The sequence below is a fragment of the Pseudomonas sp. MF08831 genome (assembly GCF_059862645.1).
Genome location: NZ_JCBCUX010000008.1, coordinates 1 through 15,486, shown reverse-complemented (window position 1 = coordinate 15,486; position 15,486 = coordinate 1). Strand labels below are relative to the sequence as shown.

Annotated in this window: 14 protein-coding genes; 10 read left to right on the top strand and 4 right to left on the bottom strand. The window is 61.1% G+C overall.

Translation table 11 applies throughout. From position 1 onward, the window contains the following. Positions 1-103 precede the first annotated feature (103 nt). Together AC19YS_RS17670 and AC19YS_RS17665 are read left to right on the top strand one after the other, a co-directional pair. On the top strand, positions 104-1,447 hold the full coding sequence (locus AC19YS_RS17670) for a nucleobase:cation symporter-2 family protein (RefSeq protein ID WP_106576513.1): 1,344 nt from the start codon (positions 104-106) through the stop codon (positions 1,445-1,447). 444 nt (positions 1,448-1,891) lie between these two features. Continuing rightward, positions 1,892-2,677, top strand: coding sequence for an outer membrane protein OmpK (locus tag AC19YS_RS17665; protein ID WP_119742358.1), 786 nt, complete (start codon positions 1,892-1,894; stop codon positions 2,675-2,677). Between the two features lie 109 nt (positions 2,678-2,786). Here the strand turns inward: AC19YS_RS17665 and AC19YS_RS17660 are convergent, their stop codons facing one another. After that, the gene (locus tag AC19YS_RS17660; protein WP_119742357.1) at positions 2,787-3,935 is read right to left on the bottom strand and encodes a patatin-like phospholipase family protein; all 1,149 of its coding nucleotides are present in this window, start codon (positions 3,933-3,935) and stop codon (positions 2,787-2,789) included. A gap of 28 nt (positions 3,936-3,963) precedes the next feature. Continuing rightward, positions 3,964-4,899 carry a lipid A biosynthesis lauroyl acyltransferase gene (locus AC19YS_RS17655; RefSeq protein ID WP_500602299.1) on the bottom strand — a complete coding sequence of 312 codons (936 nt, stop codon included), beginning with the start codon at positions 4,897-4,899 and terminating at the stop codon, positions 3,964-3,966. Between the two features lie 117 nt (positions 4,900-5,016). On the opposite strand from AC19YS_RS17655, the gene minC reads away from it, so the two are divergent. From minC to AC19YS_RS17615, 8 genes are all read left to right on the top strand, one after another. Next, on the top strand, positions 5,017-5,754 hold the full coding sequence (minC, locus tag AC19YS_RS17650; RefSeq protein ID WP_106576509.1) for a septum site-determining protein MinC: 738 nt from the start codon (positions 5,017-5,019) through the stop codon (positions 5,752-5,754). A gap of 199 nt (positions 5,755-5,953) precedes the next feature. Further along, positions 5,954-6,766 carry a septum site-determining protein MinD gene (minD, locus tag AC19YS_RS17645; protein ID WP_003175251.1) on the top strand — a complete coding sequence of 271 codons (813 nt, stop codon included), beginning with the start codon at positions 5,954-5,956 and terminating at the stop codon, positions 6,764-6,766. Positions 6,767-6,769: 3 nt separating this feature from the next. Further along, positions 6,770-7,024 carry a cell division topological specificity factor MinE gene (minE, locus tag AC19YS_RS17640; protein ID WP_003175252.1) on the top strand — a complete coding sequence of 85 codons (255 nt, stop codon included), beginning with the start codon at positions 6,770-6,772 and terminating at the stop codon, positions 7,022-7,024. 96 nt (positions 7,025-7,120) lie between these two features. Beyond that, positions 7,121-7,756 (top strand): RluA family pseudouridine synthase, encoded by a 636-nt coding sequence (locus tag AC19YS_RS17635; protein ID WP_106576508.1) that lies wholly within the window; start codon positions 7,121-7,123, stop codon positions 7,754-7,756. Between the two features lie 170 nt (positions 7,757-7,926). Further along, a complete protein-coding gene (locus AC19YS_RS17630; RefSeq protein ID WP_094951467.1) occupies positions 7,927-9,216 on the top strand; it encodes a M18 family aminopeptidase in 1,290 nt (429 codons plus the stop codon). A 210-nt stretch (positions 9,217-9,426) separates the two neighbouring features. After that, a complete protein-coding gene (locus AC19YS_RS17625) occupies positions 9,427-9,603 on the top strand; it encodes a hypothetical protein (RefSeq protein WP_164487957.1) in 177 nt (58 codons plus the stop codon). Positions 9,604-9,675: 72 nt separating this feature from the next. Further along, positions 9,676-11,841 carry a mechanosensitive ion channel family protein gene (locus tag AC19YS_RS17620; protein ID WP_200625025.1) on the top strand — a complete coding sequence of 722 codons (2,166 nt, stop codon included), beginning with the start codon at positions 9,676-9,678 and terminating at the stop codon, positions 11,839-11,841. Between the two features lie 16 nt (positions 11,842-11,857). Further along, on the top strand, positions 11,858-13,204 hold the full coding sequence (locus tag AC19YS_RS17615) for an amidohydrolase (RefSeq protein WP_200625026.1): 1,347 nt from the start codon (positions 11,858-11,860) through the stop codon (positions 13,202-13,204). Positions 13,205-13,317: 113 nt separating this feature from the next. On the opposite strand, the gene AC19YS_RS17610 is transcribed toward AC19YS_RS17615, so the two are convergent. Both AC19YS_RS17610 and AC19YS_RS17605 read right to left on the bottom strand, forming a co-directional pair. Further along, a complete protein-coding gene (locus AC19YS_RS17610; RefSeq protein ID WP_028617283.1) occupies positions 13,318-13,542 on the bottom strand; it encodes an MbtH family protein in 225 nt (74 codons plus the stop codon). Between the two features lie 83 nt (positions 13,543-13,625). Beyond that, the gene (locus AC19YS_RS17605) at positions 13,626-15,038 is read right to left on the bottom strand and encodes an aspartate aminotransferase family protein (protein ID WP_119742353.1); all 1,413 of its coding nucleotides are present in this window, start codon (positions 15,036-15,038) and stop codon (positions 13,626-13,628) included. Positions 15,039-15,486 lie beyond the last annotated feature (448 nt).

Below are 15,486 nucleotides of genomic sequence, written 5' to 3'. Positions count from 1 at the left end.
AGCAAGCCCGCTCCCACAGGGGATTTGCGTCGATTTACCGATCGCGTTCCAAATGGCAATTGAATGCCAAACAACACAAAAATAAAAAGATTCGAGGTGTTGCATGTCCCAGTTAGAACCGCAGACTCCTGCCGCGCCCGCCATGGTGCGGCTGCCCCTCTTGCAACTGATTCTGGTAGGCCTGCAACACGTCTTGCTGATGTACGGCGGCGCCGTCGCCGTGCCCCTGATCATTGGCCAAGCCGCCGGTTTGAGCCGTGAAGAAATCGCCTTTCTGATCAACGCCGACCTGCTGGTTGCCGGTATCGCCACCCTGGTGCAGTCGTTCGGCATCGGCCCGGTGGGCATCCGCATGCCGGTGATGATGGGCGCCAGTTTTGCCGCCGTCGGCAGCATGGTGGCGATGGCGGGCATGCCCGGTATCGGCTTGCAGGGGATCTTCGGCGCAACCATTGCCGCAGGGTTCTTCGGCCTGTTGATCGCGCCGTTCATGTCCAAGGTGGTGCGTTTTTTCCCGCCGTTGGTCACCGGCACCGTGATCACCGCCATCGGCCTGTCGCTGTTTCCAGTGGCCGTGAACTGGGCCGGCGGAGGCAGCGCCGCCGCCACGTTCGGCTCGCCGGTCTACCTGGCGATTGCCGCACTGGTATTGGGCACCATCCTGCTGATCAACCGTTTCATGCGCGGCTTCTGGGTGAACATCTCGGTGCTGATCGGCATGGCGCTCGGCTATGGCCTGTGCGGCATGATCGGCATGGTTGACCTCAGCGGCCTGGCCCAGGCGCCGTGGGTGCAGGTGGTGACGCCGTTGCATTTCGGCATGCCCCGGTTCGAGCTGGCGCCGATCCTGTCGATGTGCCTGGTGGTGGTCATCATCTTTGTCGAGTCCACCGGCATGTTCCTCGCCCTGGGCAAAATCACCGGTCAGGACGTCACCCCAAAAATGCTGCGCCGTGGCCTGCTGTGTGATGCCGGCGCCTCGTTTTTTGCCGGCTTCTTCAATACGTTTACCCATTCCTCGTTCGCGCAGAACATTGGCCTGGTGCAGATGACGGGCGTGCGTTGCCGCTCGGTGACGATCATGGCCGGCGCGTTTTTGATTGTGCTCAGCCTGTTGCCCAAAGCCGCCTTTCTGGTGGCCTCGATTCCACCGGCGGTCCTCGGCGGCGCGGCAATTGCCATGTTCGGCATGGTCGCGGCGACCGGGATCAAAATCCTGCAGGAAGCCGATATCACCGACCGGCGTAACCAATTGCTGGTGGCGGTAAGCATCGGCATGGGCCTGATTCCGGTGGTGCGTCCGGAGTTCTTCGCGCAATTGCCCTTATGGATGAGCCCGATTACCCACAGCGGAATTGCCATGGCCACCCTCAGCGCGCTGTCGCTGAATGTACTGTTCAACATTCTGGGAGGTGCTGAACGCCCCGTTGTCGCCCACACGCATTGATTCCACCTGTTTTTAAAAACAACAAAAATAATAAACAACAGGAAACACGCACATGCACGCCATCCACCCGGGGCCGGCCACACGCCGCGCCCTATTCTTGCCCCACGCGCTCTCTAACAGCGCACTTGAGCCAAGGCCTGGGAGCCAGTATTCTCCGCGCCCGCTCGAATCGACTCAAAAAAAAACAGCGAATGTAAAAGCTGACTGCAGGGCCAACTTATCCCGGCCCCGCAGTGGCTGCCAAAGTGCGCAAAAGTCCCCGGAATTCGACTGCAGTTTCTGCAGCCGACGGGGATTTTTTGGCTTTTTAAACACCTTGGCGCAGCTCTTGCTAAAAGCATTAAAGCTGACCAGACAGACGATTTTTGCAGCGAACCAAAAGGCGCCACACCAGAGCGCCTGCGTAGAAAAACAACCATAAAACTTTGACTCGGGAGCAACCGAATGAAACCTATGTTGAAAGGCCTGATGCTGGCAGGATCCCTGCTGGCCGGTGGCCAAGCCGTTGCGGGCGATCTGTTGCAGTGGCAAAACAACAGCCTGACGTATCTATGGGGCAAGAACTTCACCGTCAACCCGCAGATTCAGCAGACCGTCACGTTTGAACATGCCGATGCCTGGAAGTACGGCGACAACTTCTTGTTCGTCGACCGCATCTTTTACAACGGCAAGGAAGACGGCAACGTCGGCCCAAGTACCTACTACGGCGAGTTCAGCCCGCGTTTGTCGTTCGGCAAGATTTTCGACAAGGATTTGTCATTCGGCCCGATCAAAGATGTATTGCTGGCCTTCACTTACGAGTTCGGCGAAGGCGATAACGAGTCGTACCTGTTGGGCCCGGGTTTTGACTTGAACATCCCGGGTTTCGACTACTTCCAGTTGAACTTCTATCAACGTCAAACCGAAGGCAATCGCCCGGGTGATGGCGTCTGGCAGATCACCCCGGTCTGGTCGTACACCCTTCCAGTGGGCAACTCCAACGTGTTGATCGACGGCTTCATGGACTGGGTGGTGGACAACGACAAGAACGCCCGTGGCACTTACCACGCCAACCTGCACTTCAACCCACAGGTTAAATACGACCTGGGCAAGGCGCTGCACTGGGGCGAGAAACAGTTGTATGTGGGTTTTGAATACGACTACTGGAAGAACAAGTACGGGATTGAAGATTCCGGCGCGTTCAAGACCAACCAGGACACCGCAAGCTTCCTGGTCAAGTACCACTTCTAAATAACACGGCAAAACAAAGGTGGGAGCGGGCCTGCTCGCGAAAGCGGTGTGTCAGTCACCCAATCTGCGGGCTGATCCACTGCCTTCGCGAGCAAGCCCGCTCCCACCTTTATAGCGGCGACAGGCCCAAGAACCTCGACAGTTCCGCGCGCTTGGCCAACGCATCCTTCCTGCCCAACTCGATCAACTCGCTGCAATACCCCGCCTCGAACAACAGGTAACTCAGCACCCCTGCCCCGCTGGTTTTGGTCGCACCCGGCCCGCGCAGGAACAGGCGCAACGCCGCCGGCAATTCCTGGCGATGCCGCGCGGCGATCTCGTCGATCGGCTGGCTCGGCGCAATCACCAATACCTCCACCGGGGCCAGGCCCTGGATCGCCGCATCCACCGGCAACACGTGGCTGAACTGGTTCAGACGCTCGAGCAATTCGATATCGCTCTCCAGGCTGTCAATGAACGTGCTGTTGAGCATGTGCCCACCGATCTGCGCCAGGGTGGGTTCCTGGCCGGTGTAGGTGCGTTGCGTGGAAGGCTCATTGCCGCGCGGATTGCCACTCACGCCCACCACCAGCACCCGACTGGCGCCCAGGTGCAAGGCCGGGCTGATCGGCGCGGATTGGCGCACCGCGCCATCGCCGAAATACTCCTGATCGAGTTTGACCGGAGCAAACAGCAAAGGGATCGCCGAACTGGCCAGCAAGTGTTCAACCGTGAGTTGGGTGGGCATGCCGATACGCCGATGGCGCAGCCACGCATCGATAGTGCCGCCGCCCTGATAGAACGTCACTGCCTGCCCGGACTCATAGCCGAAAGCCGTGACCGCGACCGCGCGCAGGTGGTTGTTACGGATGGCCGCATCGATGCCGTCCAGGTGCAGCTTGTCTTTGAGCAATGCGCGCAACGGCGTGCTGTCGAGCAACGCGACCGGCACCTGAGCCCCCAGGCCGAGCAAGCTGTGGATCAAGAAACGACTGGCCTGGCGGATAACCCCGGGCCAGTCGCTGCGCAGCACCCGATGGCTGCGAAAGCCCTGCCAGAAGGCCGTGAGGCGCTCGATGGCAGCGGTGAAATCAGTCGCGCCGCTGGCAAGACTCACCGCATTGATCGCCCCTGCTGACGTGCCGACAATCACCGGAAAGGGATTGGGCGCCCCTGGCGGCAGCAATTCGGCAATCGCTGCCAGGACCCCCACCTGATACGCCGCTCGCGCCCCGCCGCCGGAAAGAATCAAGCCTGTGACCGGTTCAGTTGGGCGCATTGCATCACTCCATGTGGGGCAGAAAGCGTTATCGACGGCGTTTTTCGTACAGCTTGGGTTCACCCGGTGGCCGGCTCTTGAAACGCCGATGGGTCCACAGGTATTGCTCCGGGCATTCGCGAACCGACGCCTCGACCCACTGGTTGATGCGCAGGCAGTCGATCTCATCGGTTTCGCCCGGGAAGTCGGTCAACGGCGGGTGGATCACCAGGCGGTAACCACTGCCATCGGCCAGGCGTTCCTGGGTGAACGGCACCACCAGCGCCTTGCCCAGGCGGGCAAATTTGCTGGTGGCGGTGACGGTGGCGGCCTGAATGCCGAACAGCGGCACAAAAATACTTTGCTTGGCGCCGTAGTCCTGGTCCGGTGCGTACCAGATGGCGCGGCCGGCGCGCAGCAACTTGAGCATGCCGCGCACGTCTTCGCGTTCTACCGCCAGGGAATCGAGGTTATGCCGCTCGCGGCCACGGCGCTGAACTAAGTCGAACAGCGGGTTACCGTGCTCGCGGTACATGCCATCAATGGTGTGTTTCTGGCCGAGCAGCGCTGCGCCGATTTCCAACGTGGTGAAGTGCAGGGCCATAAGAATCACACCCTTGCCATCCAGCTGCGCCTGCTTGAGGTGCTCCAGCCCTTCGACATGGGCCAGGCGTGCCAGGCGCTGACGTGACCACCACCAGCTCATGGCCATCTCGAAAAACGCGATGCCGGTGGAGGCGAAATTTTCCTTGAGCAGCTTCTTGCGCTCTTTGGCGGATTTTTCCGGAAAGCACAGTTCCAGGTTGCGCGCGGCGATGCGGCGGCGTTCGCCAGCCACGCGGTACATGCCCGCGCCTAATAAACGACCAATGGTCAACAACGCGCGGTATGGCAACTGGGTGATCAGCCACAGCAGGCCGAGCCCCAGCCATAGCAGCCAAAAACGCGGGTGAAAAAATACAGCTCGAAAACGCGGGCGATCCATTACAGATTCCGGTAAAGACAGGGCCGCGCATTCTACAACGTTCGACTCGGCTTGCGGCCCGTGGATGTTCTCGTTATAAGTCTCGACACTTTTCGTGACAAGCCGCTTTTGCCGACCATGAGCCAAACCGAACCGCTAGACCAAGATCCCGTGTTCCAGCTGAAAGGCAGCATGCTCGCCATCACCGTGCTGGAACTGGCCCGCAATGACCTCGATGCCCTGGACCGCCAACTGGCCGCCAAGGTCGCCCTGGCGCCGAACTTCTTCAACAATGCCCCGCTGGTATTGGCCCTGGACAAACTCCCGGCCGGCCAGGGCGCGATTGATTTGCCCGGGCTGATGCGCGTTTGCCGCTCGCATGGTTTGCGCACCCTGGCGATTCGCGCCAGCCGTATTGAAGACATCGCTGCGGCAATCGCTATTGAACTGCCAGTACTGCCGCCGTCGGGTGCCCGCGAGCGACCGCTGGACCCGAGCGAAGGTGAAGTGAAGAAAAAACCGGAGAAACCGCCGGAGCCCACCGTCAAGCCTACAAAGATCATCACCTCTCCCGTACGCGGCGGGCAGCAGATTTACGCCCAGGGCGGCGACCTGGTGGTGATCGCGCCTGTCAGTCCGGGCGCGGAACTTCTCGCCGATGGCAACATCCATGTATACGGCCCGATGCGCGGACGTGCCCTCGCCGGCATCAAGGGTGATACCAAGGCGCGTATTTTTTGCCAGCAGTTGACCGCTGAGCTAGTGTCCATCGCAGGCCAGTACAAGGTTTCAGAAGATTTGCGCCGTGATCCGCTGTGGGGGGCCGGGGTACAAGTCAGCCTGTCGGGCGATGTGTTGAACATCATCCGTCTTTAACGGATACTGCCGCATTTTCCAAGCATCTCTAGACTCTGATAGCACAGCGAAACCGGCAAGATTTGCGTAGGAATATTCGAAGTTGGCGTTTCCCCTTGGGAAACCACATCTTTTCCTACAAAGGCTGTCCGCCTGCAGCGAGTTCCAAGAGATGTTTTTCAGGGGCTGAAAAGTCCTTTTTCCTTAGGGGTGAAACACCTTGGCCAAGATTCTCGTGGTTACATCCGGCAAGGGTGGTGTGGGTAAGACCACCACCAGCGCCGCTATCGGTACCGGCCTCGCTCTGCGCGGCCACAAGACAGTCATCGTCGACTTCGACGTCGGTTTGCGTAACCTCGACCTGATCATGGGCTGCGAACGCCGCGTGGTGTACGACTTCGTCAACGTGGTGAACGGCGAAGCCAACCTGCAACAGGCTTTGATCAAGGACAAGCGCCTTGAGAACCTGTACGTACTGGCCGCCAGCCAGACCCGCGACAAAGACGCGCTGACCAAAGAAGGCGTAGGCAAAGTACTCGCCGAACTCAAAGAAACTTTCGAATACGTGGTATGTGACTCGCCGGCCGGTATCGAAACCGGTGCTCACCTGGCGATGTACTTTGCCGATGAAGCCATCGTGGTGACCAACCCGGAAGTCTCCTCGGTACGTGACTCGGACCGCATGCTGGGCCTGTTGGCCAGCAAGTCCAAGCGCGCCGAAGAAGGCCAGGACCCGATCAAGGAGCACTTGCTGCTCACCCGCTACAACCCTGAGCGCGTCAGTAACGGCGAAATGCTTGGCGTTGAAGACGTGAAGGAAATCCTCGCAGTGACCCTGCTGGGCGTGATCCCGGAATCCCAGGCCGTCCTGAAGGCTTCCAACCAGGGCGTTCCGGTGATTCTTGACGACCAGAGCGACGCCGGCCAGGCGTACAGCGATGCCGTTGATCGCTTGCTGGGCAAGACCGTGGAACATCGCTTCCTCGATGTTAAGAAGAAGGGATTCTTCGAGCGTATCTTTGGAGGCAACTAAACAATGAAATTTCTCGACTTCTTTCGCGCCAACAAAAAGCCAAGTACCGCGTCGGTAGCGAAAGAGCGTCTACAGATCATCGTGGCGCACGAACGCGGCCAACGCAGCACCCCGGATTACCTGCCAGCCTTGCAGAAGGAACTGGTCGAGGTGATCCGCAAGTACGTCAATATCGGCAACGATGACGTGCATGTCGCCCTGGAAAACGACGGCAGCTGCTCGATTCTGGAACTCAATATCACCCTGCCTGATCGTTAATCGAACAGGCGGCCGCCACGGCGGCTCGGTCACCTTGATCCCTGTTGGGGAGCCGGGTGGGCGAGCCGCCGTTGGCGTTTGTTACGAGGCTGTTTAATGCCGCTGTCCACTATCCATATCCTGCACCAGGACGACGCTGTCCTGGTGGTGAACAAGCCGACCCTGCTGCTCTCGGTGCCCGGCCGTGCCGATGACAACAAGGACTGCCTGATCACCCGGCTGCAGGAAAACGGCTACCCCGAAGCCCGTATTGTCCATCGCCTGGACTGGGAAACCTCAGGGATCATCCTGCTCGCGCGGGACGCCGATAGCCACCGCGAACTGTCGCGCCAGTTTCACGACCGCGAAACCGAAAAGGCCTACACCGCCCTGGCGTGGGGCCAGCCGGCACTGGACAGCGGCAGCATCGACCTGCCCCTGCGCTACGACCCGCCGACCAAGCCCCGCCATGTGGTCGACCACGAGTTCGGTAAACACGCGCTGACCTTCTGGAAGGTATTGGAGCGTTGCGGCGACTGGTGCCGCGTCGAGCTGACGCCGATCACCGGGCGTTCGCATCAGTTGCGCGTGCACATGCTGTCGATCGGGCATCCACTGCTCGGTGATGGCCTGTACGCCCACGAACAAGCGCTGGCCGCCTGGCCACGCCTGTGCCTGCACGCGAGCATGCTGAGCTTTACCCATCCGCAAAGTGGCGAGCGTTTGCGCTTCGAGTGCCCTGCACCGTTCTAAAGTTGGCAATGCATTAAATGTGGGAGCGGGCTTGCTCGCGAATGCGGTGTATCAGATACACATTCAGTGACTGACACACCGCATTCGCGAGCACGCCCGCTGCCACATTTGTTATGTGCAGTTCTCGCCATCGAACGGTAAACTCCGCGCATTGCTGTCTGGAGCTATTTATGCGCGAAGCGTTGAATCAAGGCCTGATCGACTTCCTCAAGGCCTCCCCTACTCCTTTTCATGCCACTGCCGCCCTCGCCCAGCGCCTGGAAGCGGCCGGTTATCAGCGTCTCGACGAGCGCGAAACCTGGACCACCGAGGCCAACGGCCGTTACTACGTGACCCGTAACGATTCGTCGATCATCGCCTTCAAGCTCGGTCGTCATTCGCCGCTGCAAGGCGGGATTCGCCTGGTCGGCGCCCACACCGACAGCCCGTGCTTGCGCGTCAAGCCCCAGCCGGAGCTGCAACGCCAAGGCTTCTGGCAATTGGGCGTGGAAGTCTACGGCGGCGCGCTGCTGGCGCCGTGGTTCGACCGCGACCTGTCGCTGGCCGGCCGCGTGACCTTCCGCCGTGACGGCAAAGTCGAAAGCCAACTGATCGACTTCAAGCTGCCCATTGCCATCATCCCCAACCTGGCCATTCACCTGAACCGTGAAGCCAACCAGGGCTGGGCGATCAATGCGCAGACCGAGCTGCCACCGATCCTCGCGCAATTTGCCGGTGACGAACGCGTGGACTTTCGCGCCGTGCTCACCGAGCAACTGGCGCGTGAACATGGTTTGAACGCCGACGTGGTGCTCGACTACGAGCTGAGCTTCTACGACACCCAAAGCGCCGCGGTGATTGGCCTCAATGGTGACTTCATCGCCGGTGCGCGCCTGGACAACCTGCTGTCGTGCTATGCCGGCCTGCAAGCCTTGCTCACCAGCGAAACCGACGAAACCTGCGTGCTGGTGTGCAACGACCACGAAGAAGTCGGCTCCTGCTCGGCGTGCGGTGCCGATGGCCCGATGCTGGAACAGACATTGCGCCGCCTGTTGCCTGAGGGTGATGAATTCGTACGCACCATTCAGAAATCACTATTGGTGTCAGCGGACAATGCTCACGGTGTGCACCCCAACTATGCCGAGAAACACGACGCCAACCACGGCCCGAAACTCAACGCGGGTCCGGTGATCAAGGTCAACAGCAACCAGCGTTACGCCACCAACAGCGAAACCGCCGGCTTCTTCCGCCACCTGTGCATGGCTCAGGAAGTCCCGGTGCAGAGCTTCGTGGTGCGCAGCGACATGGGCTGCGGCTCGACCATCGGCCCGATCACCGCCAGCCACCTGGGCGTGCGCACTGTAGACATCGGCCTGCCGACGTTTGCCATGCACTCGATCCGTGAACTGTGCGGCAGCCACGACCTGGCGCACCTGGTGAAGGTGCTGGGCGCGTTCTATGCGAGCCGCGATCTGCCCTGATCTGAAAGGCTGAACGCAGTCAAAAATGTGGGAGCGGGCGTGCTCGCGAATGCGGTACATCAGTCAACAGATTCAGTGACTGACGCTGCGCATTCGCGCGCAAGCCCGCTCCCACATTTGGTTAGGCACAAACCTGACCCATATCACGCCCACTTCTAGCAATCCGACCTAGACTTGTCAGTATTCCCACTCTGACAAGGCCGTCGCCCCATGATCTCCATGTCCTCCTTCCACGCCATGCTCATCCCGATCATCATCGGCATGATCCTGCTGACCGTCGGCTTCAACTTTCGCGACAAGCCGGTCGGCGTGTTTGGCATGTGGATTGGCATGCTGCTGATCCTCGGCACCGTGGTGTACAAGATCCTCGCCAAACTGGCGGAATGACAAATGCACTCGCATTGGGCATAACGGCCTCGTACACTCCGTCAATTCGTCGTTTTCAAGGTTGACCGCCTCGTGCTCTCGCGTCTTTTTGCTCTGCCCTCTTACTGCCTGATCGCCCTGCTGATGTTGCTGCCAATAGCGCCTGCCCAAGCCGTGGGCTTGCCCGGCCTGCTTGGCAGCGCCAACAAGACTCCACCCCAGGCCGATGTGCCGCTGGGGCAGTCGCTGGACGAAGTGATCAAGACCCTCGAAAACGACCAGCAGCGCACCCAGCTGTTGAGCGACCTGAAGAAACTGCGCGAAGCCACGCAAAAAGCCCAACCCGCCGCCGAACAAGGCGTGCTCGGGTTGATCGGCAGCACGCTGTCCGGCCTCGAGCAGCAGTTCTCCGGCGCCGACAGCCCGGTGCAACGCTGGTCCAACGAGGTCGACCTGGCCAAGGATGAACTCGGCGCCCTGATGCTGCCCGCCAGTGAATGGCTGCCAATCATTTTCGGTTTTGCCGTGATCCTGGCGGTGTGGAGCCTGCTGGCCGCGGCGCTGATCTGGCTCAGCCACCGTGTGCGCGAGCGCTTCGGGCTGCCCGAGGAACTGCCGCAACACCCGCGCACCTGGGACATGCTGCGCTTCGCCCTGCGCAAACTGGGGCCGTGGTTGATCGCGCTGGTGATCACGGTGTACCTGAGTTACGCCCTGCCTTCTTCGCTGGGTAAATCCTTGGCGATGGTGCTGGCTTACGCGTTGGTGGTCGGTACCTGCTTCTCGGCCATCTGCGTGATTGCCTTTTCGGTACTCGACGGCCCGCACCGCCACCGCGCGCTGTACATCCTGCGTCATCAGGCCTTCCGCCCGCTGTGGCTGATCGGCAGCTTTGCCGCTTTTGGCGAGGCGCTGAGCGACCCGCGGATGATGCAGGCCCTCGGTCAGCATCTCGCCCACACGGCGGCGACCATCGCCAATGTGATGGCCGCGCTGTCCACCGGCGTGTTTATCCTGCGGTTCCGCCGGCCCATCGCGCACCTGATCCGCAACCAGCCATTGTCGCGCCGCCTGACGCGTCGTGCCCTCACCGACACACTCTCGATCATCGGCAGCTTCTGGTATTTGCCGGCGCTGCTGCTGGTGGGCATCTCGCTGTTTGCCACCTTCCTGTCCGCCGGCGATACCAGCACGGCCCTGCGTCAGTCATTGTTGTGCACGGTGTTGCTGGTGTTGTGCATGGTGATCAACGGCCTGGTGCGTCGTCACGCGCTCAAGCCGCAGCGTGGGCACAAGCGCCATGCGCTGTACTCCGAGCGCCTGAAAAGCTTCGTTTATACCCTGGCCCACCTGGTGGTGTGGCTGGTGTTTATCGAACTGGGCCTGCGCGTATGGGGCTTGTCGCTGATCCGGTTTACCGAAGGTGACGGCCATGAAATCAGCGTCAAGCTGTTCGGCCTCGGCGGCACGCTGCTGTTTGCCTGGCTGATCTGGATCCTCAGCGACACCGCCATCCACCACGCCCTGACCCGTTCGCGAAAAGGCCTGGCCAACGCTCGCGCGCAGACCATGATGCCGCTGATCCGCAACGTGCTGTTCGTGACCATCTTTATCATTGCCGCCATCGTCGCGCTGGCGAACATGGGCATGAACGTCACGCCCTTGCTGGCCGGTGCCGGTGTGATCGGCCTGGCCATCGGTTTCGGTGCGCAGTCGCTGGTGGCGGACTTGATCACCGGCCTGTTCATCATCATCGAGGACTCCCTGGCGATTGATGACTACGTGGACGTCGGCGGCCACCTCGGCACGGTCGAAGGCCTGACCATCCGCACCGTGCGCCTGCGCGACATCGACGGCATCGTGCACACCATCCCGTTCAGCGAAATCAAGAGCATCAAGAACTACTCGCGTGAATTCGGCTACGCGATCTTCCGCGTGGCGATCCCCTACAACATGGAAATCGACGACGCGATCAAGTTGATGCGCGATGTCGGCCAAAAAATGCGCAACGACCCACTGCAACGCCGCAACATCTGGTCGCCGCTGGAGATTCAAGGCGTGGAAAGCTTTGAATCCGGCAGCGCGATCCTGCGGGCGCGCTTCAAGACTGCGCCGATCAAGCAGTGGGAAGTCTCGCGGGCCTTCAACCTGTCGCTCAAGCGCCATCTGGACGAGGCCGGGCTGGATCTGGCCACGCCGCGCTTGAGCGTGCAGGTGGTGACCGCAGGCTCCGTGCAGGAGAAAGATCCACAACAATAAAAAGGAAGAGCTGCTTATGCGTTTGAATGGTCTGACACACCCCTGGGTTTTCGGTGCACTGTGCGCGGTCGCCAGCAGCGCCGTGATTGCCGCCAGCAGCGGCCAGGACAGTGCCCGGGAGGAAATCGCCGCCCAGGCCAAAATCCTCGAACCGGCCCTGCTGGAAACGCGCCGCGATATCCACGCCCACCCCGAATTGGGCAACACCGAAACGCGCACGGCCCAATTGGTTGCCAAGCAACTGCGCGACCTGGGCCTTGAGGTAAAAACCGGCGTGGCCCGCACCGGCGTCGTCGCCGTCCTCAAAGGTGCACTGCCCGGCCCCACCGTCGCCCTGCGCGCCGACATGGACGCGCTGCCGGTCAAGGAAGTCGCCGACCTGCCCTTCGCCTCCACAGCCAAGGGCACCTACCTGGGCAAGGAAGTCGACGTGATGCACGCCTGCGGCCACGACGCCCACACCGCAATCCTGCTGAGCACGGCGAAGATTCTCACTGGCATGCGCGACCGTCTGCCGGGCACGGTGGTGTTTTACTTCCAGCCGGCCGAAGAAGGCCCAAGCGACTTTATCCCCGACGGCAAAAACACCTGGGGCGCGAAGATGATGGTGCAGGAAGGCGTGATGCAAGCGCCCAAGCCCGACGCCGTGTTCGGCCTGCATGTATGGGCCGGCGTGCCTGCCGGGCAAATCGCCTACCGCCCGGGCCCGACCCTGGCCAGCTCCGATGACCTGCGCATCAAGATCCTCGGCAAACAGACCCACGCCGGCCGCCCGTGGGACGGCATCGACCCGATCACCGTCGGCGCGCAGACCATTGTCGGCCTGCAAACCGTGGTCAGCCGTCGCACCGACATCTCGTCATTTCCATCGGTGGTGAGCATTGGCACCATCAACGGTGGCACGCGCTACAACATCATTCCCGAGTCGGTGGACATGAGCGGCACCATCCGCTCCTACGACTACGGCATTCGTCAGAAGCTGCACGCCGACGTGCGCCAGACGGTAGAGAAAATCGCCGAGAGTGGCGGCGCCAAGGCCGAAGTCACGATCATCGAGAAGTACGACCCGACCATCAATAACCCGGCGCTGACCGAGCGCATGCTGCCAAGCCTGCGCTGGGCGGCCAGGGATGATGTGGTGCAGGCCCCATTGGTGGGCGGCGCAGAGGACTTTTCGTTTTATGCCAAGCAAGCGCCGGGGCTGTTTGTGTTTCTGGGGGTGACGCCGAGGGATCAGGACATGAGCAAAGCCGCGCCGAATCATAATCCGGGCTTCTTTGTGGATGAATCGGCGCTGGTGGTGGGGGTACGGACGTTGGCGTCGTTGGCGACGGATTACCTGTACACCAACCCACCGCAATAACGCTTTATGTGGGAGCGGGCTTGCTCGCGAATGCGGCAGGCCAGTCACCGAATGGGCCAGCTGATACACCGCATTCGCGAGCAAGCCCGCTCCCACATTGGATTTGCAGCGGGTCAGCCCGCCAGCGCAGCGCCATCCATCTTCTGGCGCAGGCTCAGCGGGCGCATGTCGGTCCAGACTTCCTCGATGTAAGCCAGGCACTCTTTCTTCATGCCGCTCTTACCCACGGTGCGCCAGCCTTCCGGCACGGCCTTGTAGTCGGGCCAGATGGAATACTGCTCTTCGTGGTTGACCACTACCTGAAACAGGATGTCGTCGCGGTCAAATACTGAGGTCATTGCTGTTCTCCATCGCTCATAGAACTGGCTGCGCACCACGCGCAGCGCTGATATCTGTAGAAACGTACCAAGCGTGCGAAAAATTAGAGGGTGGCGACCGCTGCCGCCAGGGCGCGACCGAAGATCTCGGCAACGCGGTCGATTTCGGCGGCGGTAATCACCAGCGGCGGCAGGAAGCGCACCACACTGCCGTGCCGGCCGCCCAGCTCCAGAATCAGGCCACGCTTGAGGCATTCGCGCTGCACCAGCGGCGCCAGTTGGCGATGCACAGGCGGATGGCCCTGGATATCGACTGCGCCGCTCGGGTCTACCAGTTCCACGCCGAGCATCAGCCCACGCCCACGAATATCCCCCAACTGCGGGAAGTCCCGCTGCAGAATGCGCAAGTGCTCGCCCAGGCGTTCGCCCATGGCGGCGGCGTGGCCGGCCAGGTCGTGTTGCTTGAGGTAGCGCATCACCGCCGAGCCCGCCGCCATCGCCATCTGGTTGCCACGGAATGTTCCGGCGTGTGCGCCCGGCAACCAAGTGTCGAGCCAGTCGCGATACACCACCACCGCCAGTGGCAAGCTGCCGCCGATGGCTTTGGACATCACCACCACATCCGGGATGATGCCGGCGTGCTCGAAGGCAAACATCTTGCCGGTGCGACCGAAGCCGCTCTGGATTTCATCGACGATCAGCGCCACACCGGCTTGCTCGGTGATGCGTCGCAGGCCGCGCAGCCAGTCGAGATCGGCCGGAATCACGCCGCCTTCACCCTGCACCACTTCGACAATCACTGCCGCCGGCAACAACACGCCGGCTTCCGGGTCATTGAGCAGGTTTTGCAGGTAATGCAGGTTGACCCGCACGCCTTCGGCGCCGCCCAGGCCGAAGGGGCAACGGTAGTCGTAAGGGTAAGGTAGAAATTGCACGCCATTGCCGAGCAAAGCGCCCAAGGGCTTTTTCGGCCCCAGGCTGCCCATCAGGCTCAGCGCGCCCTGGCTCATGCCGTGATAACCGCCCTGGAAAGACAATACGGTGCTGCGCCCGGTGGCAGTGCGCACCAACTTCAGTGCGGCTTCGACGGCATCGGTACCGGTGGGGCCGCAGAACTGAATTTTCGCTTCACGTGCCAGTTCGGTGGGCAGCAGGCCGAACAGGTCTTGCACGAACTGGTCTTTCACCGGAGTGGTCAGGTCGAGGGTGTGCAGCGGCAGTTCGTCGCTCAGTACCTGCTGAATGGCGTCGATCACCACCGGGTGGTTGTGGCCCAACGCCAGGGTGCCAGCGCCGGCCAGGCAGTCGATAAAACTGCGGCCTTCGACATCTTCCACATAGATGCCCTTGGCGCGCTTGAGCGCCAGCGGGATACGCCGAGGGTAGCTGCGGGCGTTGGATTCCTGCTGGCGTTGGCGGGCCAGTATCGGGGTTTCTTCGAATTGGTAGAGTGTTTCTGCGGACGCCGGGCTGGCGTGCACCGGGGCGTCTTCGATACGGCTGGTAGCGACTGACATCTCTCGATCCCTCAATACGCGGGTGGGGTGACCAAACTGGCGATCCGCGCGCGCGCGGATTTCATGTTCTGGAGACGCACCAGGCGGTGGGGGATTTAGGCTTGTTGTGGTTTTTTGAGGTCGGGGGATATCCGGCTTTTTGGTAATGGCGGATAGGGATTCCGCTCTTACGGCGGCCTTGTGGTTAGATCAAAAGCGAAAGCGAGGCGGCCTGATTTTGGAAGCTGGGACTCAAACAAATGTGGGAGCTGGCTTGCCTGCGATGGCATCAACCCGGTGTGCCTGACACACCGAGGTGCCTGCATCGCAGGCAAGCCAGCTCCCACAGAAAAGCCAAGCAGAGCAGTGTTGGCGGTTGAACTCGGTCAACTTGTGGGAGCGGGCTTGCTCGCGAAGGCGGTGGGTCAGTCAACTCATGTGTAGCTGACACACCGCCTTCGCGAGCAAG